This window comes from Mesorhizobium sp. C432A (assembly GCF_030323145.1).
In the GTDB taxonomy this organism is placed as follows: domain Bacteria; phylum Pseudomonadota; class Alphaproteobacteria; order Rhizobiales; family Rhizobiaceae; genus Mesorhizobium.
This window is the reverse complement of record NZ_CP100470.1, coordinates 4120240-4146956: the sequence shown is the minus strand read 5'-3', so window position 1 is coordinate 4146956 and position 26717 is coordinate 4120240. Positions and strand designations below refer to the sequence as shown.

Below are 26717 nucleotides of genomic sequence, written 5' to 3'. Positions count from 1 at the left end.
AACCTCTACAGGGGAGTAAATATGGCGACTGGCTCTGTTTACGTCTGGGAGCCATGTGACTCCGACTTTTCCGGCGGCCGCGTTCATCTGGCCGAGGTCGAATTGCCATATCTCTCGCAGCGCGCCGGAAGGCGCGGCCTGCGTGGGCGGTACGTGGACGTAATCAGCCATCCAGGCATGGAAGAGGATTGGCCGACAGGCCAGATGGGCGAAGTGTCGCCCGACGAAGACGGCAATTTTTCTTTCCAGCCGTCTGGCGGTGGCGTTTGCGGCGGGCTGGAAAGCCGCGAGGCCGGCGCGGGCTTTGGCCAAGTCAACGTCTACTACCACATCTCCATGATGAGCCAGCGCATCAACGATGTGCTTCGCTCACTTGGAGTGGGCCCCCTGCCGAAAGTCAGGGCGATCGTCAATGCACGTCGGCCGAAGCAAAGGCCGGGCAGTTCTGAAGACACCGGCAGGTGGGTGCCGGTCAAAGGGGTCAGATATCGTTATCCGGCAAGAATGGAAAATCTCGATGATTTTTCAATTCCCCTCTGCGGAGAGTTGCTTTTTGGACCGGGGCATGGGGTCACCGCGGAAGGGTGGCTGCCGCGAATTTCAGGCGGCGCCTATCTCTGCGACCCATCCCACGACGCCGGCATGATATACCAGGCATTCGGGCTTCACGTCGTGCGTCATACCGCTGACGTGCAGGCCGACAGGTTGCGTACACCGCGTGCCGCGTTCAGCAGACCGGGCGCCCTGGAATATGCCGTGAGCACTTACCTGGCGGCCTCCATGCTGTCGACCCCGCACGTGTGGTGCTGGCACGCTCGTCACGATGCCGAGTTTGTGCCTGCGGGCAGCCTTGCGAATGACGCTCGCATTGACGATGACGAAGTGCAGCCGCAGGAGGCGCTGGTCGCACAAGCCGTTGCGGGGGCGATATGGGATCTGCACAAGGCATTTCTCGGGCACGAATTTGCCTGCATAGAATTGGTTGTTGGTGCCCTTTTGGAGCTTGGGCGACTTTCCGACAGCCTATTCGACCCTTCCCGCGTCAGAACGATCGCGATCAGATCATCACCACGCAGCTTTGCCTCGTGTCTGCTTCATGCGGACCGCGTGAGGTCCGGCGGCCTTTATGAGAGGCTGATCCGGGAAATCTTCGAGAAGCGCGGGATAGGCTTTAGCTCGCCTGTGACCAACATGCTGAGTGCACCTTCGGTTCTGCCTCTCTCCTCTCGTCTCAATGGGTCTGACGAGGTTCAGCGCCATGTTGCCAAAATTCGCGAAAGGTTTGCGGAGGTCATAATTCCGGACGATGGCGATCTCCTCGACCCGGACCAACTTGAACTGTTCCTCTCGTCGTCTACCACCGCCCCATACCATCTCGCCGCAGTGGGAGACGTCATGACAGGCATGCGGATGCGGCATCGCATCCGCAGGTTCGGCCCGGACTATTGCTTCGCCTGGGTCCGCCCGATCCTCAGCCGCTGCGCTCTGATTACAGGGAACCTCGAAGGGCCGTTCTCCTCGGATTCCGAGAAGGAAGAAACCACGCGCAACCACTCTTACAAGATCGATCCCAAGTCTGCCTCAGTCCTGCGTCGCGCCGGCTTTGCTGCGATGACTGTCGCAAACAACCACATACAGGATTGTGGTCGAGATGGTGTGATTGAGACCCTTGACACCCTGGAACAACACTATATCAGGCCGTATGGTGGCGGAAGAAACCAGAGCGTGGCGCACGATCCCGCGATCTTTGACGGCACAGATATCCGTGTCGGACTTCTCGGCTATTACTGGAACGACCGAACGGCGGCTCGTGACGACCTCCCGGGCTCCGCCCAGGATCTTCCCGAACTCGTCGAGAGAGATCTCGCACGGCTGCGGCCACTGGTCGATCGGATCGCCGTGATGGTACATTGGGGCGCACCATACCAGCGCCAACCTTCCGAGGAAGATCGCATGAAAGCACAGCTTTTCATCGATATGGGCGCAGACGCGGTTATCGGCCATCATCCCCATATCCTCCAGCCGGTCGAGATTTACAAAGATCGCCCCATACTGTACAGCGTCGGCAATTTCGCCTTCGGATCGGGAAACAGCAAGGGCGAGTCTATCTTGCCGTGCTTCCACTTTGGCGCGAGCCAGATAGATTTGGATATATACCCAGTTTACGTTCAAAACAGAGATCCGCGCCTCGACTACCAGCCAAAAATAATGGGAGGGGCGGCCGGGCGGGCGACGATCGATCGGCTGCTCGATTTGTCGCCTGGATTGGGCGGTGCAATAGCCGATGTCCAGGACAGATGCCTCAAATTGTCTATCCCGTCGCGCTGAGATGATCGGACCGCCCTCGTTAGAGCCAAGTCGTCTCTCTCCAACCAGGCATATCGAGTCGGGAAAGCAGTCCTTCGATAAGCACCAGTCCCTATGATGAAACGAAGTCTTTACCGCCCGGGCGGTTTTGATTTGTTTAGAAGTCTCTAATGAAATATGGCATCATGCCAATCGTCATAAGGAGGGGCAGGTGCGATTTCCAATCCGTCTGTTGATTGCGGCGGTGATGGCCTGCGGCTTGGTCTACTCAGGCCCAGTGCTTGCCTGGAAGGTGGGCAAGGGTACGACCACAGCAACCATCAACGGGACGAAGCTGACCGTCTATACCTATCACCCCAAGAGCTGCAGCAACCCCGCGATTCTATTCGTCTTCCATGGGTTGAGCCGAACGGCGTCTTCCTACAGGGATTATGCGCAGTCTCTCGCGGATCGAAACTGCCTGATCGTCATGGCGCCGCTCTTTGACTTGGAAAGGTTCCCAAGCTGGAGCTATCAACGCGGGGGGATCGTCAACAGCGGCGCTATTCAGCCACGGGATCGATGGACCGTCTGGTATGTGAAGGGCCTGGTGAACTGGGCGAGGTCACGAGAGGGGTTGCCGAACGCGCAGTATTACCTTTTCGGGCACTCCGCCGGCGGCCAATTCACGTCTCGCGTCGCGGCATTCGCCTTGGCCGACGCGAAAAGATTGGTGGTTGCCAATCCATCCTCATATGTTCTGCCCTCGCTGGCGGAATCCGTGGCCTACGGGCTCGGCTGCGTCTCGTCGGGATGTGTCTATACGCCGGATCAAGCCACCCAGGAGATGAAAGCGTACCTGGCTTTGCCGCTGACGATCTATCTGGGAGAGGAGGATACAGGCGATGCAGAGTTGAACGAAGGCGCGGCCGCTATGCGCCAGGGGGCGACACGCCTGGAACGGGGCCAGTACACATACGAGTTAGCGCAAGCTGTCGCGACCGCCAACGGGTGGCCCTTTAACTGGCGTCTTGTGATCTTGCCGGGCGTCGGGCATTCGGCAAGTGATATGTTGGGTTCGGATCAGGCAGCGAACGCATTCGGACTCAAATAGCGGGATCTGCGGTCCTGTAGCTCGGCAAGATGTAGATACCTCGATGAGCGAGATAGCCTAGCGCGAGTCGCTTGGCCAAAGTTTGCGCAGCCTGCAGCGGAATGCAATTTAGTTAGGATATTCTAATTTAGTAAAGTTTAAACGCGATTCGATCTAGGCTGCTTCTCTGCGAGGGCATCTCAATGCGAAAGCTGAAGGACCTGCTGCTCGATAGGAGCGGAAACTTTGCCGTGGCAGCGGCGTTGGTGGCGCTACCGCTATGCTTGGTCTTGGGCGTGGCCATTGACCTTACCAGTGCCGTCACCTGGAAGTCCAGACTGCAAGAGTTGGCCGATTCAGCGGCTCTGGCAGCTATAGAGAGCGACGGTGGAGACGAGGAAGCCGTCGCGGCCGCCAAGAACATTGCGCTTGGCAACGGCTCTTTTGCGGTCGGCGGGGTGGTTGAAGTCGACATCACAACGCCCACTCCCGTGTCGCGGGAGGCAGCAGTTGAAATCACCGCCTCAATGCCGACGGACTTTATGAACCTTGCCGGCATTCGGGCGATCAGCCTTCACGTCACGGCAAAGGCACGAAAGGCGCCCCCGGAATACTGCATCTATGCTCTCGATCCAGAGTCAACCGGAGCGCTGAGTGTGACCGGGTTGGGAAAGGTGTCGGTGCCAAATTGTGGCATTCAGGTAAATTCTTCCAGCCCCGAAGCACTGAGACACGTTGGGGCCGGCAAAATCGCCGCGACAAAAATCTCGGTAGTCGGCAATTACCAAGGCGGCGGATACAGTGTTTCCCCGAAGACGAACCAGCCCTTCCTCGCCGACCCACTTGTCACCACACCAGAACCGGTTCCCCCGACCGGTTGCGATTACAGCAACCAGGCGCTCTCGGATGTCACCATTCCGGCCGGGCGGGTGTTCTGCGGAAGCATCGACTTCGGTGGAAAAATTGTGCTTTCCCCAGGCGTTCACTACTTTCACAATGCGATAGTCGGCATCAGCAACAATGCGAAAATCACAGGCAAGGAAGTCACCATATTCGTCGATTCCAAGTCCAGCATCATACAGGCAGGTGGTAACGGCGCCATGAAACTTTCCGCTCCTACAAGCGGCGTTTATACCGGCATTGCCATCTTCGGATCGCGTACCGCCTTGCCATTGTTGCCGACTATATCGCTTGCAATAAATAACAATTACTCTGTAAATGGTACAATATACTCGCCAATGCACCACCTTAAAATGAAAGGGAGCAATGACAAGAAGTTGGCTACCGGCCTGGGATGGATTGTTGCTTGGCAATTCTCTTACAATGGAGATTCGAGCGTCAACCTGGATGGCTACAGCGGCACCCCACCAAAGGGTCTCGGAGACGCAGCAATCGCGTTGCTGCAATAGATGGAGACGGTACCCGCTTCGTGGCTTCGAAGGTGCCCTTCCGGCTGAGTTAGCGAACTCTCAAACGCAGTCCTTAACGGAATGCGACCCGCTTCTAAAGTCACCGTCGCGGGGTAACCGTCGTTTTCACCGATCTACGCGCCTTTGCAGCATTCGCCGAGACTGCGAACCCGAGCGAGTTGCAGCAAGCTGACGATGGTATTTGCAAAGACCTCTAGCCCTCGCTGCTCTAGACGGCCATCGGTCTCTCCTTTCTGGTCATCGTAGTAGTTGCTTCTTAACCAAGTCGAGCGCATCCTCTCTCCCGGCTTGAGGAGCGATTTCCGCGTGGGCTTTTTGAGAATGCTTCTGATTTGCGCGATTGCGAGCGCCGGTGCCGGTGGGTTCGTCACCGTTGTCCAATACTTGATGTTTACCCCACCGGCTCCGGTCGCGGCCGACGCTCCGGTCCTTCTGAAGAAGGCCCCCCCAAAGAAGCGAATATGGCGGCGAGCGCTGACCTAACTTCCGCACCGAGGATAGGGCTATCGGCAAAACTGGCGATCTTCGGCCTTTGCTACGCCGGCGTCGCGGCTGGCCTTTTCCCTGAAACCTACCTCGCGGCACTGGGAACGCGGCGACTGCTGATCCTCTATTTCCTGCTGCCCTTCATCATCCTGCTCGGGATCGGCATCGCGGCACCATTCAGTGACAGGCGCGCCCCTGCGACTTGATTCCTCGGGAAAATCAGCTCCCGCTGGCGCGGCGCGACCCTCACCCTTGGCATCTTCATTCTCTGCCTGGCCGCCTTCACCACGTACAAGTATGAGCTTGCGCAGATGGTGCCGTTCTTCGCCGACCAGCAGCTTGCCGAAATCGATGCGGCCTTGCATTTCGGGCATGTCTGGAAATGGGCGCGCTCGGTTCCTTGCCAGGTGTTGTCGATCAAATCCTCTATGTCCTCTATGCCCAATTGTGGTTCGTGGTGGTCGCCTTCGTGGTGGTCGCAGCCGCATGGATGGATCACGCCGCCGAGCGCCAGCGATACTTCTTGTCGCTCTCTGCGACCGCGGTCATCCTCGGCATTGTTGCGCGGGTAGCGGGATCATCCGCAGGGCCAATTTTCTACGATCGGCTGTTTGACCCGGACCTGTTTGACGATCTCACCGCCTCGCTTCGAAGCAGCAATGCAGGCGCGGCCATCCTGCGCATAAGCGACTATCTCTAGTCGTCCTATACAAGCCGCCAGACCTCGATCGGGAGCGGCATATCCGCCATGCCAAGCTTCCATGTCGCCATGGTCACGCTTAACGCGCTGCTGCTTGGCAGCATCAACCGGCCGGCCGGCATCTTCGCCTGGCTCTACGTCGCAGCGATCATGTTGGGCTCGGTCTATTTCAGCTGGCACTACGCCATTGACGGCTATGTCTCGATCATCCTGATATGGCTGATCTGGCGTGGCACGGGAGAGTTTACAGGCGCAAAGCAATAACAGGTTATATTTCAACGGAGCCACCCGTCGAGTGGCAAGCGCTGTTTAGCCTCGATGCCAAGTCTGCATGTAGCCATGACGCCGCCCCTCAACGCGCGTTGTTAGGCGATTTGTTGGTGGAAAGGTGATCTCGTTGGAATAGGAGGTAGCCGTGTACAATCGCGGTACAAGCAGGCTCAGTTTGTTTCGACCCGACGATCTTTCATACCGATCCGAAGGCCAGGCTGGGCGTTCGACAGCCACCCTGCAATAGCCCAGATGATTGGCGTCATCAGCATGGAAGCGTATCCATCGACCGCATAGTGCCAGGCCAAGTGCACCGAGCCCAGCTGGATTGCGGCCAGAAACGCAATGCTGACCCAGCGGAGCAAACGCCGGAAACGCCAGAGATAAATCGCGTTCAGGGTCGCGACAGCCACGTGCAACGACGGAAATGCTGAAATGCCGCTGCCCAAGCGTGGACCATCAAACCCGGCATCGACCAGCAGATAATTTTGCGTAGCCAGCGCCGAGACGGGATAGGTCAAATTGGTCGACTGAAGGTAGTCCATCAGGGGAGAAAAGGTACCATCGCCGTAAAAGGGCATAAAGAATGCCGGCCCAACTGAAGCGAAGGCTGCCGCCAAAACGTTACCTATCAACACCCAGGTAAGGACAAACGCGACCAGAAACTGGGAACGCAGCCGTCCATTCCCCGCTGAAAAAGCGACGCAAAACAAAACGATGAAAACCTCGGCAAACCAGAGATTGTAAAGAACGTTCAGCGAAAAGGTGACAGGGCCAAAGCCAAGCACAGGATGAAAAAACCTCCATGCATCGACCCCGCCATGAATTGCTCTGTCGATCGCCACCAGGGACGTGTCGGCGTAGAATGGTTGGATCCTGTTGAGTCCCCCCTTGATGCTGGTGAACATCGAGAAAAAGAGCGGGATGACGAGCGCAACGGGCAGTCCGAATGCAATTCGATCCGGCAGGTTGTTGGCCAGCATGAGATCCTTCATGGCACGCAACGGTTGCTCCGGCCGTTGAATAGTCAACCGAACCAGGACTACAGCGAGAAGGATCAGGGTTACGGCTGCCCCAAAAAATAAGAAATTCTTATTATATATTTTCAAGTTTATGACGATGTTCCAATGCGCCGCAGCAATAAGCGCCAGTAGAACATAGGCGAATACCGTCACGAAAAATGGCTGATTAGCGCGCCACGCCTCCGAAGTGGTACGGATCGCCAGCCGCGCTATCGACATGGAAGAAAATCTCCGGAACCAAGCGCTAGTTAAGCTGCCGCAGTATCCCAGAACTGCCCACCAGCGCCAGAGTGGCATAGATTTGGAACGCTATCGTGCAGATCGCAGCAGCTGAAATCGGCACGCCAAAAGGCACGACGCCCTTGCGGTCCAAGTGCTGTATATAGACCCGAAACGCGCCTGCCGGCAGCATGAAAGGGTTTTTCATGATCGCCACTGTGGCGACGGCGAAAACCAATAGCAGCACCGAGAACAGGGCGAGACCGTTTCCACCGGTCAGAAACGGAACGACCGCCATCAGCTTGACGTCGCCGGCTCCGACCTTGCGCAAAATCCAGAACGGAAAGAGCGCGACGAACAGCACAAATCCGGCGACCGCGCTCAATCCCATATCCCACCACGATCCACTAGCTATGGAAACAAGCTGAAGCGATCCCAGCCCGAGACACAAGAGCAGCAGCACATCACGGTTGGATATCTTCTGCGCCGAGAAGTCTATCCAGGCGACCCATGCCAGCAGAGGGATCACAAGCGCCTTTATCGACAGCGACGCGGCAAACAACATCCTACCGCTCGATGTTCTGCACGCTGGACGACAGCAGCTTCAGATTGTTGACCACAGTCGGGTCATTGGGCGCCAGCTCGTAGGCCTTGAGGAAATTGCTGCGCGCGTCCTGCAGCTTGCCGCGCAGCAGAAAGGAATAGCCGACATTGTTGTAATATTCGGGCGTCGCACCCGACAGCTTGAAGGCCCGGCCATAGGCCCGATCGGCAAGGTCGAAGCGATGGATCCGGTCGCAAGAGGCGGCCAGTCCCATCCAGGCGCCGCCATCATTGGGGGCAAGCTGCGTCGCCTTGAAGAACAGTGCGCCGGCATTGCCGTAATTTTCTGCACGAAACTGGTTCTTGGCCTCCGCGACGGCCTGGTCCGAGGCGTAGTATTCAACATCGCCGACCGTCTTCAACCCGTCGAATGCATCGCCAAAGGACGTTACGTCGCCTTTCGACGGCTCGTTGGTTCGAACGACGCCGTCCGCTCCGTTCGTCTGGCAGCCGGCGAGTGCCGCCATGAACAGGCAGGCCACCACTGCAATTGGCCTTTTCATACAATCTCCCCGAGTCCCCCGACCGATATTAGGAACAGAGCATATAGGCAACTAGAAGAAAATGCCCTTCATGCGAATGATCACCGGCAGCATGATTACCATCATCACCACCGGAAAGATGCAGAGTCCGAGTGGGATCATCATTTTGACAGGCAAGGCGTTGGCGCGCTCTTCCGCCTGCAGAATCCTCTGGCTGCGCATCTCCGCGCTGTAGACACGCAGGGCGTCAGTCAGGCTGGTGCCCAGTTCTTCCGACTGCCGGAACAGCACGGCCAGCGCCCGCGCCTCGTCAAGGCCGATTCGGTCAGCCAGTTCGCGAAGCCCTTCCCGAAGTGGCTTGCCGGCGCGCAGTTGCAGATTCATGATCGTGAGCTGAATCCCCAGCCATTTGTGCGTGGCCGCAAGTTCCTGGCTTACCCGTTCGACCGCGGCCTCGAGGCTCATACCGGCGTCGGCGCAAGTGATCATCATATCCATGAAATCAGGGAAGGCGCGACGATAGACTTGTTTCTGTGCATTCTCGAACCGGTCCAGCATGATGCTGGGAATAACAATGCAGGCTAACCCAAGCAAGGCCGAGCCGCCGAAAGTTACGAATCCCGGCAGTCGTGGGGGCAGCACCCACGACAGCAGGGCATGCATGACCAGAAAGCCTAAACCAACGGCGCCGAGGCGACAAACCGTGTAGACGAGCGGCGCGCCCGCTCGATAAAATCCAGCGCGGAAGAGTTTCGCCTCCAGAGCATTGGGCTCGGTGCGCTCTTTCTCGATCGACCTGAAGTAAGCGTCGACCGGCTTCTGCGCCGCGATCTTGGCGAGGCGCTCCCGTCCCAGGATCGATCGCGGATCGACAGAGCCTTCGCCCAAAAGGCTGTCCGCAACCAGCTTCCGGGTTTGCAATGCCGGCAGGAAGACCAGCGCCGCAAACAGGAACAGCGCCACCGCCGACGCGAAGACTGCGATGGATACAAAAAAGGTCAGGTCGTCGGTGTTCGAAAACAGATTAATGACTGGCTCCTGTCAGAAATCGAAATTAACCATTCGATACATGATGTAGTCTCCCAACAGCGCCCAGCTTCCAAAGATGACGAATGCAGGCGTAATGAGAGGACTACTCCAGACTTTGCCGTAGTAGCTGGGTGCGATCAGCCAGAGCGCCCCAAACATGACGAGCGGAAACAAGGAAATGATCCAGGCCGAGGCCCGGCCTTCGGCCGACAATGCCTTGATCTTCAACCGCAGTTTCTGGCGTTCCCGCAGCACGGTTGAGAGATTTGCCAGGATTTCGGTAAGATTGCCGCCGGTCCTCGCCTGAATAGAAAGGGACACCGATAGCAGATTGAGTCCCTCGAAGCCGACCCGTTGCGTTAATTTTCGCACTGCCTGCTCCATGCTGAGTCCGAAAGTAATCTCGTCGGCGACGATGCCGAATTCGGTGCCAAGCGGGTCAGGGATCTCGCGGGCGACGAGACCTATCGCAACTGAGGCAGGATGGCCCGCGCGCAAGGAACGAACGATCATGTCCAGTGCATCGGGCAATTGCTTGGCGAATTTCCGAATCCGTTTGTTACGTGCCCGGCGCAAAACAAGAACAGGCAAGGCAAAGCCCACCACGAGAAAGATGATGAAGGCTGCCGGCGCCGAAACGTGCAGGAAAAGCCAGAGGAGCAAAGCCAACGCGAGGCCGGCCAGGAAAAACGAGGCTGCGAAGGTCATCGGGTTTCCGGTGATGCCGGACTGGGTATAAAGCCTGTTCAGCGAGACAAAGCCGAAGATGAAATCTCCTGAATCGGTCAGGCCGCGTTCTCGCAGCAACCCTTGCAAGGTTTTTTCCGCGGGCGCTTCATCAGCGAGACGACGGAGCCGGTGGTTCACCGCCACGAGTCGGGAGCGGCGACCGGCCAAAGAAAGGTAAAGGGCTTCGCCGGCAAGGATCACCGAGGCTGCCGCAAGCATGTAGATAAAATAAAGGAGCGCCTGTCCACTAAGCATCAGAGGGCGACCTGCGGGTTGAAGGCATCCTTGCCGAAATGGAGCCCCAGCGTTGCGGCCTCTGGCGCGAAGCGCGGGCGGACACCGGTGGCGCGAAAATCCCCGATGATCATTCCATCCGCAGCTACATCGCGCCTCACGAAGTGATAGATTTCCTGCAGTTGGACGACATTGCCTTCCATCCCGGTAATCTCGGAAATCGACGTTACGCGCCTGCCGCCATCGGCGAGCCGCTGCGTCTGCACGATGATGTCGATGGCTGAGGCAATCTGCGCCCGGATGGATTCGTGCGTCATTGGCATGCCGGCCATGCCGACCATCTGCTCCAGCCGCGAGATCGCGTCGCGCGGCGTGTTGGCATGGATGGTGGTCATCGACCCCTCATGGCCGGTGTTCATGGCCTGCAGCATGTCAAAGGCCTCCTCGCCGCGAACCTCGCCGACGATGATGCGGTCCGGCCGCATGCGAAGCGCGTTCTTCAGCAGTTCGCGTTGACGAACCTCGCCTCTGCCCTCGACATTCGGTGGCCGCGTCTCCAGACGACCGACATGCGGCTGCTGCAGTTGCAGTTCCGCCGCGTCCTCGATGGTGATCAGGCGCTCTCTGGCCGGGATGTAGCTCGAGAGCGCGTTGAGCAAGGTCGTCTTGCCGCTGCCGGTGCCGCCCGAGACCAGGACTGACTTGCGGGCCTGGACGGCGATCCGCAGCAGCTCGATCATTGGCGGGCGAATCGAATTGAACGTCATCAGGCGCTCGAGCGAATATGGATTCTTGGAGAATTTGCGGATCGACACCAGCGGGCCGTCCACGGAAATCGGTCGCACAGCGATATTGACGCGCGAGCCGTCCGCCAAGCGGGCGTCGACCATAGGCGCCGACTCATCGACGCGCCGACCGATAGCCGAGACGATCTTGTTGATGACACGCAACAGATGCGCCTCGTCGCGGAAACGGATAGCCGTCTCCTCGATCACGCCGCGCCGCTCGATGAACACGCGCTCATGCGTGTTGATGAGGATGTCGGTGATGGAGTCGTCCTTGAGCAGCGGTTCGATCGGCCCGAGGCCCAGCATCTCGTCAGCGGTGTCGCTGGTCAGCTGATCCAGCTCGCGGGCGTTTAGCGGCACGGCACGAGTGCGAACGAACTCGCGCACGATCGGACGGATCTCGTTCAGTATCTGGTCCTTGGAGGCTGTTTCAAGAGCGGACAGATTGAACCTGTCAATCAGGTGTCGATGCAGCTCGACTTTGAGCGTCAGAAAATCATCGCCATGCGGTTCAACTTCAAGCGGCGGGGCTGGTGCCGATACGCTTGCTGGCACCGGCACTTGCTGCTGCAGCGCCTGCGGTTCACTCGGTCCCTTGATAAACCGCCCCAGCATAATCCCTTATACCCCCGCTAGCCCCTTATTAGCGGAAACTAAACGTTAACCAAGCGAGGCACAAGCGCTGGAGGGTCTCACGTGAGGCCAATGCTTTCAACATAGTTAAAGAGGACGCCAGAAAAATATCGTTTTATTTCGACCCGCGCGCTTAACCCTCTACCCAACTTCCACCTCACGGGACCTTTCATGCCGAAACAAATGAGATGCGGGTGAAAAATCTCCGTAAACCCTTAGATATAAAGGAATATGCAGGTATGCTAATACTGCTATCGTTTTGCCTTGGCTGTGGCCAAATTGTGAACGAATGGTTAAGGAGGATTGAAAAATCAGCAGAATCAAGCTCTTGTAAGAATTCAAGTCGCCCTTGAACTCGCGAGCATAGGTATTGGAAGGTTAAGGAATTGTTAATCCCGTTTGACTCTGCTTTTTCGCGAGCCTTAGGATTGAGGTGACGGGGGATGCTTGGGTATGGAGTTCATCCTGGCTCTGTCTCGTCGGGTTTGAAACCTCCAGAGGGAGAAATTGACATGAAAAAGCTCATGACGATGACCCGGCAGTTCCGCGACGACGAAAACGGCGCTGCTATGGTCGAATATTCTATCTTGATCGGCATCATCGCGGTGGCCTCTATCGGGTTCATCATCGGCATTGGCATGTGGGTCACGGGTCGTTTCTCGGGCCTTTGCACCGCCATGAACGATTCCGGTATTGGCACTTGCGCCAGCGGTGCCGGTACTTGATCGCTTGATCGGAATCAGGCCCGGGTTATCCAACCCGGGCCTGAATTCAGTCGTGGCGGGCGAATTCCCGCTCTATTGGCTGGGGGCTTGGGGTTATGCGCGCCAACACACTTATTATGATAGTCCTCGCCGGCGTCTTCGGGGTGCTGGCGGTCGTGCTGATCAACATCTGGCTCGCTGGCCAGCGTAGTGCTTTGGCTCAATCAAACGGCAAAGGCAATACGATCGTTGTCGCGGCACTGCCGCTGAAGTTCGGCGACACATTGAGCGCCGACAAGTTGCATGAGATCGCTTGGCCCGCGGGCGCAGTCCCGGCTGGAGCGTTCAAGACCACCAAGGAAGCCTTGGCCGGCAGTGGCGCAAGGCAGGCGCTGCAAGCGATCAGCACCAATGAGCCGATCCTCGGCAGCAAGATTACCGGTCCAGGCCAGCGCGCCACACTTTCGGCGGTGCTGGGTGAAGGCATGAAGGCCGTATCCATCCGCGTCAACGACGTGCTTGGCGTTGCCGGCTTCGTCTTCCCGGGCGACCGGGTTGATGTGCTGCTGACGCGCTCGGTGCGCGGCGATGACGGTGCGGACAAGAGTTTTGTCGACGTTCTGCTGCAGAGCATGAAAGTGCTCGCCGTCGACCAGGTCGCTGACGTAAGCAAGGACAACCCGACGGTTGTGAAGTCGGTGACGCTTGAAGCCACCACAAAGGACGCGCAGAAACTGACGCTGGCCGCCGGTGCGGGGCAGTTGTCTCTTGCACTGCGCCAGGCTGCCGCCAACAAGGGCGAGACAACCGAACGAGTCACGCTTTCCGACCTGAATGGCGAGACGCCGGACGATGTCGCAAAGAGGCAGGCCGAACTGGACAAGCAGGCCGCAGCCGACGCCGCAGCCGCAGCCGAACGCCAGCGCGCAGCTGACAAGATCGCCGGATTGGAAAAGGCCGTGGACAGGGTGGGAACCCAGCTCGACGAGTTGAGCAAGGTCAAGCCGGTGCCGGCCGTGGTGACGGCACCCGCATCAAAAGAAGTCGTCAAGGAAGTTATCAAGTATTTGGAGCCGGAACCGCCGAAGAATGTTACAGTGGGGGTCTTTCGCGGCGTGAAGCTTGAATCCTATGACGTGCCGCGACAACCATAAAGGGATGCGGCGAAGCGGGGCAGCCGGCGGCAGCAGTTTGGGAGATGGGGATGCAGGGGTTTTGGATGAGGGTAGCGGCGGCCGCACTGTCCTGTTTGGCTGCGCTGCTGACGTCGATTGCGGCGGCTGAAGCAGCCGACCGTTTCATCGACGTATCGAACCCGAGCGTCCATCGCATCTTCCTGCCGACGTCACAGTCTGTGACGCTACAGGTGAGCGCCAATCTCGGCGATATCGTTGTCGGCGACGAGAAGATCGCCGATGCCCAGCCCATGACCGACCGAACGCTTTATGTCATCGGCAAGAGCGCCGGCACCACTACAGTCAATCTCTTCTCTCCGGAAAAGCGCTCGCTCGGCGTCATCCAGATCGAAGTCGGCGTAGACGTCAGCGACATGGCGCAGGCGATCCGCCAGGTGGCGCCCAGGGCGCGCATCGAAATCGGTTCGATCAACGGCAAGGTGAGGCTTGGCGGTCACGTCAAGGACGGCGCCACGCTGGCGTCGATCCTGGAAGTGGTACAGCAGTATGGCCCCGACGCCATCATAAATTCCGTCATCGTCGACGACAGCCAGCAGGTCAATCTCGAGGTGCGCGTGCTGGAAGCCAAGCGTAATGCCGGCCGCGATCTCGGCGTTTCAATCAGGAGCACGAATGGCAGTGGCACAACCCGTACAGGGACAGGCATTGCCGCCGCCGACAAAGATAACGTAGTGCTTGGCCCGGGCGATCTGCTCAGTGGCCTACTGTCGACCAGCAATCCCTTCGCGGCACTGATTACCCGCGTCATTGACAGCAACATCAAAGTCGACCTGATCATTGAAGCGCTTGAGGCCAAGGGCGTCGTGCGCACGCTGGCAGAACCAAATCTCACCACTCTGTCCGGTGAGCCAGCCAGCTTCAACGCCGGCGGCGAAGTGCCTATCCGTGTCGTGGGCAATGATGGCCAGATAACCATCACGTATAAGCAATTTGGCGTCAATCTGCTGTTCACGCCGGTCGTACTCGACGACGGCAAGATCCATATGAAGCTGGCGCCGGAAGTGAGTGACCTCACCGGTTTCACCACCGCCGGCGACCCGATCTTCACCAACCGCAAGCTGGAAACCGTCGTCGAACTCCGCGACGGCCAGAGCTTCGCGGTCGGCGGGCTCCTGTCCAGCAAGACCACCAAGTTGCAGAACCAGGTGCCGTGGCTGGGCCAGGTGCCGGTCATCGGTGCGCTGTTCCGCAATTCGAGCAACCAGAAGGAAGAGACCGAACTGGTGGTTATCGTCACGCCGCACATCGTCCGGCCGGTGAAGCCTGGCGAGCAGCTGGCGACCCCGTTCGACAAGACACGGCCGGCCAATGACCCGGAGTTCTTCATCCTTGGTCAGCTCGAGGTGAACAAGGACATGATCCGAAAATATGAAACGGGCGACGGCGTCACCGGCCCCTATGGCCACATGCTGGACTTTAAATCGAAGGACAAGATGCTCTATGTCAAGAAATAGCGCCTTGATCCTCTTTCTGTGCGCCGGCGCCCTATCGGGCTGCGCCGCGGACTATCTGAACCACTACGACACGGTCACCCTGGCCGCCGGCGACACGCAAAAATTCAATTCGCTGGCGCAGACGGTGGATCCGTTCAATCCGAACGCGAAGAACACACATATCGAAGGCGACGGCGCCCGGGCAGCCGCTGTTGCACAGGGCTACAAATTTCCACCGCCACCACCGCCACCGCCTGCGATAACGGTCAATGTCGGCGGGTCGGGTGTGACCAACGGAGCGAATTGAACAGAAGGATGCGGTTGCATTGCGCCGGGCGAGCGAGGGGCCTGGTGCAAAGGAAGCAGAGAGTAAGGTCATGTTGGGGACCATTAGGGCGTTCTGGAATGATCAACGCGGCATAGCGATGATCCTTGTCGCAATCATGCTGCCTGTGCTGGTTGGCTTCGCATTGTTGGCAATCGATATGAGTCGGGCCTACGGACTGCACAATGATCTTCAGAAGGGTGTCGATGCGCTTGCGCTTGCGACAGCCGCGGAACTGGATGGCAGATCGGATTCGATCACCCGAGCCAACCTGGCGGCGTCCACTCTTCTGACCGAGCAGAAGACTAAGTTTTCGACCGTAGGCGATCATACGCTCGCCCTGTCTGACGTGACCATCAGATATCTGACCGGAATACCCGCCAGCGACGACACCAGGTTAGACGCTAGCGGCGTCGACTCCAACGGCGTAACATGGGCCAGCACCGATCCTAAAGTGGTGTCATTCTCCTTGGTGACTGTGAATGCTTCCGGCCTCACTGATGGTGCGGGTGCCTTCGCAACGATCTTTCCAGCAAGCTTTATCGGCAGCAACGACACCATGGACATCCGGCCACAGGCCGTCGCCGGGTTCAAGCAATCGATCTGCGAAACGGTCCCGCTGTTCATGTGCAACCCGTTCGAGACGAAAGACCCCTCGACCAGCAAGACCATCCAGCAGGCTTTCGCATCAGGTGACACCTATGGTCGCGAATTTCGCATCCTGAAGGCCGGCAACACCCCCGGTCCCGGTAATTTTGGCCTGCTCGACAACAACCTGACCTCGCTACGCGACGCCATAGCGATGGGAACGGCTGGCACTTGCTACAGCCGTGATGCGATTACCACAAAAACCGGTGTCACCTTGGGTTCGGTCAACACTGGACTGAACACGAGGTTCGATCTGTACAGTGGCTCTCTCAGCAAGAACATGAAGGATTGGGCATACCGGCCGTCGAGCAATGTACGCAAAGGCCAGAAGACTGGCTGCACCAAATACGACCCCGTCGTGGATAACACTGCTTTGCCCCTTCCTCCTGGCACCAACTACGTCGACGCGAACGGCATGTCCGACAAGATCACAGCGCAAAACTTCTGGACCAGCTACTGGTCGGTCAATCACGGGACGGCCTATCCAAACGTCCCCAGCGCAACCAATCCGACCGGCAGCAAAACTGCGCCTGCCTCGCGATACGACGTCTACCAATACGAGATCTCGAAAGGCCTCGTCGGGGACAAATCGAAAGCGCCGACCAAAGAAACCGGCACGCCGTCATGCTACAAAGGAGACAACCCGACGCCGGACCCCGACCGACGGCTACTCAACATGGCAATTGTCGATTGCTACGCCAACACCGCCAAGATCAACGGTCACATCGCGATCAAGCCGGATGGCTATGCGAGCGTATTCGTGAACACTCCAATTCAAAAGCAGGATAATACCAAAGACCCCGACGACCCTTCGGCTGGTGAAAAACCAATCAGCCTGGAGATCGTCGACGTCGATGGCGGCTTTGCCAACAACACTCTGGTCGACAAAGCATTCCGCAACGAAGCCCAGCTGTACCGGTAGAGCCGACATGACCAAGCTTGGCCACATCATCAGGCGGTTCCAGGGCGACGAAAGGGGCGCCGCCTTGGTGGAAGTCGCGATTACCGTCCCGTTCGTATTGCTGCTATCGGCCGGTGTGTTTGAATTCTCCAATATTCTGAACACGCGCCTGCTCCTTGCAGCAGGCGTCGAGGATGCAGCTCGCTACATGGCGCGATGCAGTAGCGACTGGGACACTTGCAAGGGGTGGGCGCAAAACCTTGCTGCCAAAGGGGCAGTCGTTGGCGGCAGTGACAGAGTGTCTGGATGGCTTCCTGCGACAGTTAACATTACCCCTACGTCTACGCCTGCGACCGATGTATCCACGGGCGCCCAGCTTTATCTCAGCAACACGAGCATGGTCGTCGTCGTAAACGTCAGTACATCCTATGCTTACCCGGACGTTGGATTCTTTTCGTATCTTGGCTTTGGTGCCCTTACCCTCAGTGTCTCCCATCAAGAACGAGTCATCGGATGGTGATGGGAAACCAAAGGTTTTGCGCGGAGCAGTCGGGCACCGCGATGGTCGAAATGGCCATCGCTCTGCCATTGCTATTGACGCTTCTGCTCGGCTTCGTCGATTTCGGCTACGCCTTTTACCAATGGAACGCGGGAAACAAAGCTGTGCAAGCTGGCGCAAGACTGGCGCAAATTTCTGGTCCTGTCGCACTCGGCCTTCCATCTGAAACGATAACGCAGGCCGATGTGACCAAAGTCGGCACCGCAGTGCCGGCCGGCACATACGATTATGTCTGCACTGCAAGCACGGCAGGTGTCGCTTGCTGCAGTATCGGAGGAGGCTTGTGCCTACCCGCGAATGCGAGCCAGGCCTCGTTCGACGCAATTTATGACGGCACGGCCAACCGTGCCGGAATGGAAGACTACCTGCCGATGCTTGAGAAAGCGCAGGTGCGGATCGAATACGCCGCCTCCGGCCTCGGCTACTGGACGCGCCCCAGTGGCCCGGTCCCGACCATCACGGTCAGCATCACCAATCATCCCTTTCAGTTTTTCTTCCTGGCCGGGCTGCTCGGATTCGGAAACATCACCATGCCCTCCATGCTGAGCACGGTTACGGGCGAAGACATGAAGAGCACGTGGACACCATGAACGCCATCAACACCAAGGTTACACCGACCAAGCGAAAGCAGGTGGCGCTGTTCTCGTCGGATGCGAATTTCAAGCGCGATGTGGCGACGCGCCTCGATGCGCTGGCGATCTACGACGTCAGGGTTTCCGAGACCGGCGACTTCCTCGGGGGGCCGCCTGCGGACACCCGCCCAGGCATCGTCATCCTCGACCTCGGCAATGGCGAGTTGCTCGGAAGGCCGGGCATCGTCGAAGCGCGCGCCCTTTGGGCGACCGTGCCGCTGATCGCGGTCTCCGACGAGCTATCGTCGGAGCAGACCCGCGTGCTGGTGCGCATGAACGCTTCGGACTGGCTGCACAAGCCGCTCGACGGCAAGGAACTGCTGAACGCCGTGACCTTCCACGACACCGGCAACCAGGGAACGAAAAGCCGCATTATCACCTTCATCAGCGCCAGCGGCGGCGCCGGCGCGACGACGCTCGCTTTGTCGGCGGCCGAATTCCTGGCGTCGAAATCGAAGGAACGCGGGGCTTCCACCTGCCTGGTCGACCTCGATTTCCAGAGCGCCAATTGCGGCGCCTATCTCAACCAGTTCAACCAGTTCGACCTCGGCGGCATCATCGGCCAGCCTGAGAGGCTCGACGTCGAGCTGATGGACGTCATCAAGCTTTCGCGGCCGTCGGGGCTGACGCTCTATTCCTTCGAGAGGCCACGATTGCCTTTCGAACCGCACGGCAGTGACTTTGTCTTCCGGCTGCTGGACCTAGTCGCCTACCGCTTCGACGACATCGTCATCGATCTGCCGAACATCGAGACGCCTTGGCACAATTCGGTGCTGTCGACGAGCGACGAGATCTTCATCGTATTCGAACTGAACGTCGCCTCGCTGCGACAAGGCAAGCGGCTCTACAAGAAGATCCGCGAGTTGCGTGGCAATGCTGTCAGCATCACGCTGGTCGCCAACAAGCACAAGCGCAAATGGTTCGGCAACCACTTTTCGCGCAGCGAACTCGAAAAGATCTTCAAGGCGCCGCACATCAAGTCGGTCGCGCTGGACAATGCGCTTCTCACCGATGCGTTGAACCGTGCTATCCTGCCTGCCGAGGTGGATGGACGTGCGCGCTTCAACAAGGACCTCAAGCGGATGTTCAAAGAGCGGCTCGATGACGCTGCCAAATAGGGGGCGGCCAAGTAGGTATCGGATTGGCCCGGGATTGGCCTGCGTCATGAGCATTGCGCTGATGATGCTGGTCCAGGACTTCGCCAGCGCACGATCGGCACTTTCGGATCGGCCGCCGCTGCCGGCAATGGGACCCAGCCTGCGCAAGACTGTTGCCTTCGAGACGACAGAACAGCCCGGAACGATCGTTATCCGCAAGGGCGAGAAAGCGCTTTATCTGGTGACCCGACAAGGCCAGGCGCTTCGCTATCAGATCAGCGTCGGACGCGACGGATTTGGCTGGACCGGAGTGGTCGAGGTGGGGGCGAAGACCGAATGGCCGGAATGGCGCCCACCCCGCGAAATGCGCGCCCGCCAGCCGGACCTGCCGCAAATAGTGCCTGCCGGTCCTTACAACCCACTTGGCGCCAGGGCGCTTTATCTGCTTCGGAACGGGCGTGACACGCTCTATCGGATACACGGAACCAACGATCCCAAGGGTGTTGGCTTCGATGGAACATCGGGGTGTTTTCGCCTTACCAACACCGATGTGATCGATCTCTTCAAGCGCGTCGCGATCGGCGCAAAGGTGGTGGTTCAATGACGATGATCAGCGAACCGGACATGCCGGCAATCGAGATTGGGACAGCAACCCACATTGGAGAGCAAGCTGCCGTTGTGAAACCGAGCGACAAAAGCATTATCGGCGCGGTCATCATCGGCACGTCCCTGCTCACTTTGGTGAATATGGTAGCCGCAGTTTATCTCTACCGCGGTATCAGCGATATGCGGTTTTTGGAAGGGCGGCTGGAGGAACTCGGGACGTTCGAACAACGAATCGGCGGCCGGTTGGACACGGTCAACAACGGTTTTCAAAGCCGATTTGAAAAACTGGACACTCAATTGCAGAGCAGCTTTGGCGAAATCAACCGGAGCATAGCCCGGCTGGAACAGAACCAGCCTATTGTCCATGACGAAATCACGTCAAGCGCAGCGGAACCTTCCGTCGACACGACCAGCAGCATGGCGGAGGCGCCTGCTGTTCTCGATGGTGAAGACGCCACCGAGCCCAGCGTCGTCGATACACCGCGTCCGCCCAAAAGGAGGATTGCAGCTGCAGCGCCTGCCCCAAGCCCCGACTACCAGCGCATAGAGCAGGCCGACGGCAAGGTTTACTACCGAAAGATCAACTAGCGCTGGAAAAAGGTGGGGCTATCCTAGAGATCTCGCTGCAGAGCAACAAGCCTCAAGGCCAGCGCTCCGGATCGCTCTTGAGCTTCCCTGAGAAAGACAACATGACAGTAGGCGCATGCTGTCAGACCTAGAACCAGTACAAGGCTGTTCTTCAAGGTGAAATCGACCATTAGCGAGAAGGGAAGCCCCCCGGGTACCGTGAATGAGGCGATCGTGCTCGCTGTTTCGGAATGGCTGGTGACGGCGATCATCAACCCGGCGAAAAGCAGGGCGACGTGATTGGCAAGAAAGAAGAAGGCAGCCGACCTTCGTATGCGGCACGCCGACCAGCAAACGATCGACGCGGCTGCCAGCATGGAGACATCAACGACCATCGACGACCCGAGATAAAGATCGACCTGTTGCCAGAATATCGTCGACAGCGGCCTTAGTTCAAGCCAAAACCGCCACATTGTGGGACTGGCCGGATATGCTCCCAGCAAGAAAGTCGCCATGCGCTCCCCTGCCAAGATCAGCAGGATCAGAGCTGGGAAGGCAAAGAGCATTATCGACTTGCGCTTCATGTCACCCTCAACCATCTTGCCTTCAAGATAGATTGCAGAGATTACGCGAGGCTTAACGGAGCGGTGGTGATTCTGTGGTGGCGCGGCTAGTCGGGCATGGCAGCCTGCAAGAGCCATTCGCGTATGGCGCAGCCATTAGAGCGGTTCACGACTTGATGGAATCGAAGGGGATTCCCGCTTTGTCGATTTTGTGATTCAAGATGCTGGCTGGAGTGGAGGCCAGCATCTGATGACTCGACCCCTTTCCAATGAGCTTCGCGAGCGGGTTGTGGCGGCGGTTTTGAGTGGTGAAAGCCGCCGGTCTGCCGCCAAACGGTTCGGTATTTCGGTTTCGGCCGCGGTGAAGCAGTTGCAGCGCCATGGGACTACCGGCTCGGTGGCACCGGGCAAGATGGGTGGGCATCGCAAGAGGGTGCTGGAGCCGCACCGTGCCTTCATCGAGGCGCGTATACGTGGGACGCCACATCTGACGCTGCACGGTCTGAAGGATGAGTTGGCCGGTCGCGGGGTCAAGGTCTCGCACAACGCAGTGTGGCTGTTCCTGCGCCGCGAGGGGCTGAGCTTCAAAAAAACGCTGTTCGCCCTTGAGCAGGCGCGCACTGATATTGCCCGCAGGCGCCAGCGATGGCGATCTTGGCAGACCGGCCTTGATCCGCAGTGCCTGGTCTTCATCGATGAGACGTGGATCAAGACCAACATGGCTCCGCTGCGAGGCTGGGGGCCGAAGGGCAAGCGGCTGCGCGGCTTGGCCCCGCACGGCCACTGGCGCACACTGACCTTCCTTGGCGCGCTGCGCTGCAATCGGCTCGCGCCTTGCGTCTTCGATGGGCTAATCAACGGCCAATGCTTCCGGGCCTATGTCGAGCAGCAGCTCATCACCGTGCTGAAGCCCGGCGACATCGTCGTCATGGACAACCTGGGAAGCCATAAGTCGGCCGCCATCAGGCAGATGATCAAGGCTGCCGGCGCAAGGCTCTGGTACCTGCCACCTTACTCTCCCGATCTCAATCCAATTGAGCAGGCCTTTGCCAAGATCAAACATTGGATGCGCCAGGCTCAAAAGCGCACCGTCGAGGACACATGGCGTCACATCGGCCACCTCGTCGAAACCATCGAGGCAGCCGAATGCAGGAACTACTTCGAAAACGCCGGATATGCTTCCGTCAAAACGTGAAGGGCTCTAGTTGTTTTGGCTGAGGACGAGCGTAACCACCTTAGGCTCGGCTCGCTGCAGACATCGTTCCGGAATATTGGGCCACATCGCCTTGGCGCATCGCTGATCTTCGCCTGGGGCCGTCGCAAGCGAGAGTTCTGCGTTACCGGCTTCGTCTGCGGTCGACAGGAATACCTGCGTGGCGAGCGCAGTCGCCATAGATACTTGGACGAGGATAAGGGCGTAGGCAAATCGTCTGATCATCTGCTCGCAACGTTCAATCCGCGAAGTGGTTCCAACGTCGCGACCCGCCGATGTAACCCGATCACGATTCTCGAGCCTGCGCCCTGCCCGTCCTCAGCTTTCCTAAGGACAACCCTTCGTCATCTCCTAGCTCCACCTCCTGAGGCAAGATCTCACCCATAGATCCTATCCAAAACCGTTCACTTCCAGACCAAGGCAAGGTTTGCCTCAACGGCCGATATGAAGCGGTGGGTTCAACCGGTCATCGCAACACGTTCCGTAGGCTATCGGCCGGCGTTTCGAAGTCCAGGGTTTTTCGGGGGCGCTGATTGAGACGCAGAGCGATGGCGTCGAGCTGGTCCTGCGAGACTTGGGAAAGTTGGTTGCCCTGGGGAAATACTGCCTGAGCAGGCCGTTGGTGTTTTCGTTGCTGCCGCGTTGCCAGGGATTGCGCGGATCGCAGCAGTAGACCTGTAGGTAGGCCCCACGTCGGCCCAATCACTATGAATTGGCTTCGCACCAAAAATCCATGTGTGAGATGTAAGGCAAGAACCCCCATCGGAGTCCGTGAGTTCGGCCTGGAGGATGATACCACCCCCGAACAGGCGTCATCGATCATACTGAAAGATGATGCACGACAGTGGCCAGTGATCGGCGCGAAATCCATGATCGGAATGCTCGAACACGAGACCGACGAGACCGCGAAACAGATAGTCTCGCTCTGCTTCAGCGCGTCGCTCGCTGATTTCGTCAAGTTGCTCGCTTCGGGGGAGCTTCCAATCCTAGACGAGAAGACTGATCGCCGGCGAAAGCCACGGCATCTGCTTCATATTCGAATGCTCGGGAATACGTTTCACCGTTCCTCCCTATGAGGCGAACAACCCATTCGCCCAACGAATGGCGGATCTCTAGGAAGAGGGAAGAAGACGGCGGCCGGTACGTGACGCTGTCCAATGCCCTCGGGAGGCCTGTCCCGCCAAAATCGGCTCCATCGGAGGAATGAACTTCACGCATATGCACTGACTCCCGAGACCGCGAGTCAATTAGCGCGTGCTTAATTAGTTCCAGAACGTTTTAACGAATCGTTGACCGCGCTGTCCCATTATAGGACGGCGCGGTCAAATCCCAACCTTGGCTGCGCAGGCGGCTTCGGCATTGAGTTCCACCCCGAACTGTCGGAGCCGCCACCCACATTCCACAATTTACCAGCAATGGTTGAATCAACCGTTACTGCACGTGCTTTCAATGGCGCTTCCCTGATCGTTAGACTTTGACGGAACAAACAGGGGATTCACAGGTTCGGCGTTCCGAGACTCGACCGATGGAAGCGATTATCTTCGATGACATCGCCAACGCCCTCAGAGCGCCCCGCCAGGACGTGTGGCGCCCTGTCCGGCGCCTTCGCCATCGTTATGGCAGGCAAGCTATTCATGGGCCTCGCTATCGGCCTAGGTGTTGGCTTTGGAATGGGTGCTGGCTGGTTAGCGTAGATCTGCCCCGGCGATGCGCTGCGTGAATGCCCGCTCGACTCCAACAACAGCCTCATCGTTCGTTTCGACTGTTCCGCACGCGCCGCCGTCATCGCAGGTCCAGAACCAAGTGCCTGCGGCTGGGCCGTGCATCATCTTCAGGATGCGGCCGACCTTTTCCTGCTGGAAAGCTGCGGCGAAATCGAAGGGCGCCGTCTGCCCTCCTATGACGGTCCGCGACCAGGCCAGCCACACGCGAGCACCCCGGCCGAGCACGAAATTGAACGCCTCATCCTGCTTCTCGAACGTCTGAAGAATTGCGCTGCCGTCGACGACCTGAAAGCCTCGTTGATAGGCGAAGCGGACGGTAAGGCGATCAGCTGCTGGCATGGCTCCGAATATCCTTCAATCTTCCTCGCGGAAATCCTGCAGCGATGCATGACGCAGGTCATCCTCGCCGCGCAGGTGCTTCACGCGTCCAATGAGGCCCGGCTTGACCCATTGCGTCGCCGGCCGCTTCATAATGCCCTTGTGCGCCGTGGCCGTCACCCGGATTCGGGATCGAGGAAACCTTTCCAAGCTTCGCTGTCAGGGTTCCATGGCCCGCTTCTTCTTCGATCTAACCGACAACGGAACCCCTTACCCGGACACCGATGGCACCGAGCTTGCAAGTCTGGACGCGGCTGAAGATGAGGCGGCAAGGGCACTGTTTGAAATCGTGAAAGACCAGGTGCCGGGCGGCACATTCCGATGACAGACCGTTGGAAGCCTGACGATTCATACCTCGAAAGCGCCCGCCGGAACCACGCCGGACGGTCGGCGAACTCAACTCCCTACGTACGACCATCGACGAGACACGCCGCGTCCTGGCTGCGTCAAGGAAGCTCTTGGAACAGATGGCCGAGCGCAATGACCCTACCCAGCCGCCTAGTTAAGGCGGCTTCTATGGAATCCGCTCATCTTTCGTCGCCAGCGCGCTAGCCGGTCCGTCAACCGGCTACCCACAGAAGCAGTGCGACACCGATCCCATAAGGGATCAGCAATGCCGCGCGACCCAGATGCCCGGATCGGCGAGCACCTGCATTTCCTTGCGAAGCTGTTCCATTGCACCCAACGGCGAAAGGCCCGCTGTGTTCCAAAAACTGAAAAGGCCGGCGCCCTCAAGCTGGCGATGGGCATTAGGTTCCATTGCTAGATCACGAGCAGGCGCGCTTACCTGCAGCGGAACCTGACGGCCATACGACCGTTGTTCGAAAGGACAACGAAGGAGATCGCCATCATGGATTGGAATCGCGTCGAAGGAAATTGGAAGCAATTCAAAGGTAAGGTCAAGGAGCAGTGGGGCAAGCTCACTGATGATGATCTCGACCGCATAGCCGGCAACCGCGATCAGCTCGAAGGTACGATCCAGGAACGCTACGGCATTGAGAAGGATCGAGTGCGGCGAGACGTCGACGACTGGTATGGTCGGCAAGACTCGTAGGCTAGCACAGTTGGACTAGTCAAATAAAGGGCGCGTCATGAACCGCGCCCTTTTCGCGTTTTTGGCATCCGTCCACCGTTCGGCTCGGCCTTGAACAAGCGATTTTTGGGAACGTGCCGGCTTCCAGCCGCGTTGATCTCCACAATGGAGGTCCTAGCAATGTCCATCCACAAAGAAGACTATCGAACGAACAAAGCTGACTACCTGATAGCGAAAAGGCCAGATCTGGTTGAGAAGACCAAGCCGAAAAAGAAGACGTTGCGGCGTGACGATCAGCGTTCCGCAAAGTTATTGGAAAACCCTGCCGCGTTACGCGAGAGGCCGGCCTCACGCCGTTAGAAATCGCAGAAGGTCAAGAGGAACATTTTAGCGATACTGAATGTTCGACTGTCTATGGACAGCCGAACCGTACTCTCAGCGGACCAATCTAAAGCAGCACGAGCCCTACTGAACTGGTCGCGTGTGCGACTTGCCGCAAAGGCCAATCTTAGCGAAATGGTGATCAGCGATCTTGAGAACGAATTCAGGAAACCGCGTCCCCACAACCTCGCCGCCATCCGCAAAGCGTTTGAGGATGCCGGAATCGTCTTCACCGTCGAAGGCACTCCATCGCTAGCCCGCTCAGAAGGTGATAGCGGCCTCGCCACCGACAATAGACAGTGGCGCCGGCGGCAGAGAAAATAACAAGGGCGAAAAGCCTACTCAGGAGCGTCTTAGGCTCGGAACTCATACCGGAAGGCTCGCAATACGGAGCGCTGATTTACGGCTTTGAAGATTGCCGATCTCGTCGACCAAGGTCAGGCCGCTCAATCTGCGATCGAACTCTATGGGATGGAAGCACCGACCGCCGTGGCGCACTGCGCTTTGGAGGCACATTTCGACGGCCGACCAAATGACTTCCGCTTTGGTGCGATGTCTTTCACCAACTGAGAAGACCAAACTGACGGAACTTTTGCCGCGGAATCGTGTTCGTTCGAGCATGACCAGAATAGCAGACCTTGGCCCACGCATCCCCGGCAAACCACATTCGCCGGCAGACGGACAAGACCGTTTCGACCTATGGCCCGATATGCGACCAGCAGGTTGACCGCCGCGACTTCCGTCAAGTGATGT

31 protein-coding genes and 1 pseudogene are annotated in these 26717 nt (G+C 58.2%); 21 read left to right on the top strand and 11 right to left on the bottom strand.

Going from position 1 to position 26717, the window contains the following annotated elements:
• The first annotated feature begins 21 nt into the window (after window positions 1-21).
• The 3 genes from NLY33_RS20115 to NLY33_RS20105 all read left to right on the top strand — a co-directional run bounded on the left by NLY33_RS20115 (window position 22) and on the right by NLY33_RS20105 (window position 4788).
• Complete coding sequence (locus NLY33_RS20115) at window positions 22-2328, top strand: CapA family protein (RefSeq protein ID WP_023708264.1); 2307 nt, start codon at window positions 22-24, stop codon at window positions 2326-2328.
• A gap of 190 nt (window positions 2329-2518) precedes the next feature.
• Entirely contained in the window at window positions 2519-3400 is an 882-nt protein-coding gene (locus NLY33_RS20110) for an alpha/beta hydrolase (protein ID WP_155927166.1), read from the top strand.
• Between the two features lie 182 nt (window positions 3401-3582).
• The gene (locus NLY33_RS20105; protein ID WP_023708262.1) at window positions 3583-4788 is read left to right on the top strand and encodes a TadE/TadG family type IV pilus assembly protein; all 1206 of its coding nucleotides are present in this window, start codon (window positions 3583-3585) and stop codon (window positions 4786-4788) included.
• A 524-nt stretch (window positions 4789-5312) separates the two neighbouring features.
• Here the strand turns inward: NLY33_RS20105 and NLY33_RS20100 are convergent.
• A complete protein-coding gene (locus NLY33_RS20100; protein WP_155927168.1) occupies window positions 5313-5660 on the bottom strand; it encodes a hypothetical protein in 348 nt (115 codons plus the stop codon).
• A 17-nt stretch (window positions 5661-5677) separates the two neighbouring features.
• Here NLY33_RS20100 and NLY33_RS20095 point away from each other — a divergent pair, with 17 nt between their 5' ends.
• Both NLY33_RS20095 and NLY33_RS20090 read left to right on the top strand, forming a co-directional pair.
• Complete coding sequence (locus NLY33_RS20095; protein WP_023708259.1) at window positions 5678-5995, top strand: hypothetical protein; 318 nt, start codon at window positions 5678-5680, stop codon at window positions 5993-5995.
• A 27-nt stretch (window positions 5996-6022) separates the two neighbouring features.
• On the top strand, window positions 6023-6259 hold the full coding sequence (locus NLY33_RS20090) for a phosphatase PAP2 family protein (protein WP_280790681.1): 237 nt from the start codon (window positions 6023-6025) through the stop codon (window positions 6257-6259).
• 176 nt (window positions 6260-6435) lie between these two features.
• Here the strand turns inward: NLY33_RS20090 and NLY33_RS20085 are convergent, their stop codons facing one another.
• From NLY33_RS20085 to NLY33_RS20060, 6 genes are read right to left on the bottom strand one after another with little or no spacing between them, the layout of a single operon-like run.
• Complete coding sequence (locus NLY33_RS20085; protein ID WP_050590881.1) at window positions 6436-7506, bottom strand: phosphatase PAP2 family protein; 1071 nt, start codon at window positions 7504-7506, stop codon at window positions 6436-6438.
• Between the two features lie 25 nt (window positions 7507-7531).
• A complete protein-coding gene (locus NLY33_RS20080; protein WP_023708256.1) occupies window positions 7532-8071 on the bottom strand; it encodes a prepilin peptidase in 540 nt (179 codons plus the stop codon).
• Window position 8072: 1 nt separating this feature from the next.
• Window positions 8073-8612 carry a tetratricopeptide repeat protein gene (locus NLY33_RS20075; RefSeq protein WP_023708255.1) on the bottom strand — a complete coding sequence of 180 codons (540 nt, stop codon included), beginning with the start codon at window positions 8610-8612 and terminating at the stop codon, window positions 8073-8075.
• Between the two features lie 51 nt (window positions 8613-8663).
• Window positions 8664-9614: a type II secretion system F family protein gene (locus NLY33_RS20070; protein WP_023708254.1), complete on the bottom strand. Its 951-nt coding sequence runs from the start codon at window positions 9612-9614 to the stop codon at window positions 8664-8666.
• An 18-nt stretch (window positions 9615-9632) separates the two neighbouring features.
• Window positions 9633-10604 (bottom strand): type II secretion system F family protein, encoded by a 972-nt coding sequence (locus NLY33_RS20065; protein ID WP_023708253.1) that lies wholly within the window; start codon window positions 10602-10604, stop codon window positions 9633-9635.
• A complete protein-coding gene (locus tag NLY33_RS20060) occupies window positions 10604-11986 on the bottom strand; it encodes a TadA family conjugal transfer-associated ATPase (protein WP_023708252.1) in 1383 nt (460 codons plus the stop codon). The genes NLY33_RS20065 and NLY33_RS20060 overlap by 1 nt, the downstream gene beginning before the upstream one ends.
• 530 nt (window positions 11987-12516) lie before the next feature.
• Between NLY33_RS20060 and NLY33_RS20055 the strand changes: the two genes are divergently transcribed.
• The 10 genes from NLY33_RS20055 (at window position 12517) to NLY33_RS20010 (ending at window position 20693) form a co-directional block, all read left to right on the top strand.
• Window positions 12517-12729, top strand: a complete 213-nt coding sequence (locus tag NLY33_RS20055) for a Flp family type IVb pilin (RefSeq protein WP_023708251.1) — start codon at window positions 12517-12519, stop codon at window positions 12727-12729.
• Between the two features lie 95 nt (window positions 12730-12824).
• Window positions 12825-13862 carry a Flp pilus assembly protein CpaB gene (gene cpaB, locus NLY33_RS20050; protein ID WP_023708250.1) on the top strand — a complete coding sequence of 346 codons (1038 nt, stop codon included), beginning with the start codon at window positions 12825-12827 and terminating at the stop codon, window positions 13860-13862.
• Window positions 13863-13912: 50 nt separating this feature from the next.
• The gene (locus NLY33_RS20045) at window positions 13913-15358 is read left to right on the top strand and encodes a type II and III secretion system protein family protein (protein ID WP_023708249.1); all 1446 of its coding nucleotides are present in this window, start codon (window positions 13913-13915) and stop codon (window positions 15356-15358) included.
• 4 nt (window positions 15359-15362) lie between these two features.
• The gene (locus tag NLY33_RS20040; protein ID WP_023694789.1) at window positions 15363-15644 is read left to right on the top strand and encodes a hypothetical protein; all 282 of its coding nucleotides are present in this window, start codon (window positions 15363-15365) and stop codon (window positions 15642-15644) included.
• A gap of 70 nt (window positions 15645-15714) precedes the next feature.
• A complete protein-coding gene (locus NLY33_RS20035) occupies window positions 15715-17232 on the top strand; it encodes a TadE/TadG family type IV pilus assembly protein (protein ID WP_081725392.1) in 1518 nt (505 codons plus the stop codon).
• 7 nt (window positions 17233-17239) lie between these two features.
• Window positions 17240-17731 (top strand): TadE/TadG family type IV pilus assembly protein, encoded by a 492-nt coding sequence (locus NLY33_RS20030; RefSeq protein WP_031196329.1) that lies wholly within the window; start codon window positions 17240-17242, stop codon window positions 17729-17731.
• Complete coding sequence (locus NLY33_RS20025; RefSeq protein ID WP_023708246.1) at window positions 17725-18360, top strand: TadE/TadG family type IV pilus assembly protein; 636 nt, start codon at window positions 17725-17727, stop codon at window positions 18358-18360. The genes NLY33_RS20030 and NLY33_RS20025 overlap by 7 nt, the downstream gene beginning before the upstream one ends.
• The gene (locus NLY33_RS20020) at window positions 18357-19520 is read left to right on the top strand and encodes a CpaE/TadZ family protein (protein WP_023708245.1); all 1164 of its coding nucleotides are present in this window, start codon (window positions 18357-18359) and stop codon (window positions 19518-19520) included. Before NLY33_RS20025 ends, NLY33_RS20020 begins: the two co-directional genes overlap by 4 nt.
• The gene (locus NLY33_RS20015) at window positions 19504-20103 is read left to right on the top strand and encodes a L,D-transpeptidase (RefSeq protein WP_023708244.1); all 600 of its coding nucleotides are present in this window, start codon (window positions 19504-19506) and stop codon (window positions 20101-20103) included. The genes NLY33_RS20020 and NLY33_RS20015 overlap by 17 nt, the downstream gene beginning before the upstream one ends.
• Window positions 20100-20693 carry a hypothetical protein gene (locus NLY33_RS20010; RefSeq protein ID WP_023708243.1) on the top strand — a complete coding sequence of 198 codons (594 nt, stop codon included), beginning with the start codon at window positions 20100-20102 and terminating at the stop codon, window positions 20691-20693. Before NLY33_RS20015 ends, NLY33_RS20010 begins: the two co-directional genes overlap by 4 nt.
• A gap of 23 nt (window positions 20694-20716) precedes the next feature.
• Here the strand turns inward: NLY33_RS20010 and NLY33_RS20005 are convergent, their stop codons facing one another.
• Window positions 20717-21256, bottom strand: a complete 540-nt coding sequence (locus NLY33_RS20005) for a hypothetical protein (RefSeq protein ID WP_023708242.1) — start codon at window positions 21254-21256, stop codon at window positions 20717-20719.
• A gap of 226 nt (window positions 21257-21482) precedes the next feature.
• On the opposite strand from NLY33_RS20005, the gene NLY33_RS20000 reads away from it, so the two are divergent.
• Entirely contained in the window at window positions 21483-22430 is a 948-nt protein-coding gene (locus NLY33_RS20000) for an IS630 family transposase (protein ID WP_502882073.1), read from the top strand.
• Between the two features lie 484 nt (window positions 22431-22914).
• Here NLY33_RS20000 and NLY33_RS19995 read toward each other — a convergent pair.
• The 3 genes and pseudogenes from NLY33_RS19995 to NLY33_RS19985 all read right to left on the bottom strand — a co-directional run.
• A pseudogene (locus NLY33_RS19995) lies at window positions 22915-23129 on the bottom strand (IS30 family transposase); the annotation flags it as partial.
• Between the two features lie 1004 nt (window positions 23130-24133).
• Window positions 24134-24511: a hypothetical protein gene (locus NLY33_RS19990; protein ID WP_023694777.1), complete on the bottom strand. Its 378-nt coding sequence runs from the start codon at window positions 24509-24511 to the stop codon at window positions 24134-24136.
• A 15-nt stretch (window positions 24512-24526) separates the two neighbouring features.
• Window positions 24527-24670, bottom strand: a complete 144-nt coding sequence (locus NLY33_RS19985; RefSeq protein ID WP_023694776.1) for a hypothetical protein — start codon at window positions 24668-24670, stop codon at window positions 24527-24529.
• Between the two features lie 49 nt (window positions 24671-24719).
• Between NLY33_RS19985 and NLY33_RS19980 the strand changes: the two genes are divergently transcribed.
• The 5 genes from NLY33_RS19980 (at window position 24720) to NLY33_RS19960 (ending at window position 26534) form a co-directional block, all read left to right on the top strand.
• Window positions 24720-24875 (top strand): DUF6894 family protein, encoded by a 156-nt coding sequence (locus NLY33_RS19980; RefSeq protein ID WP_023709647.1) that lies wholly within the window; start codon window positions 24720-24722, stop codon window positions 24873-24875.
• Between the two features lie 525 nt (window positions 24876-25400).
• Window positions 25401-25604 (top strand): CsbD family protein, encoded by a 204-nt coding sequence (locus NLY33_RS19975; RefSeq protein ID WP_023673385.1) that lies wholly within the window; start codon window positions 25401-25403, stop codon window positions 25602-25604.
• A 159-nt stretch (window positions 25605-25763) separates the two neighbouring features.
• The gene (locus NLY33_RS19970; RefSeq protein ID WP_023708236.1) at window positions 25764-25943 is read left to right on the top strand and encodes a hypothetical protein; all 180 of its coding nucleotides are present in this window, start codon (window positions 25764-25766) and stop codon (window positions 25941-25943) included.
• Between the two features lie 54 nt (window positions 25944-25997).
• Window positions 25998-26288: a helix-turn-helix domain-containing protein gene (locus tag NLY33_RS19965; RefSeq protein WP_031196332.1), complete on the top strand. Its 291-nt coding sequence runs from the start codon at window positions 25998-26000 to the stop codon at window positions 26286-26288.
• A gap of 84 nt (window positions 26289-26372) precedes the next feature.
• Complete coding sequence (locus NLY33_RS19960) at window positions 26373-26534, top strand: Y4oE-related protein (protein WP_023708234.1); 162 nt, start codon at window positions 26373-26375, stop codon at window positions 26532-26534.
• Window positions 26535-26717: the final 183 nt, after the last annotated feature.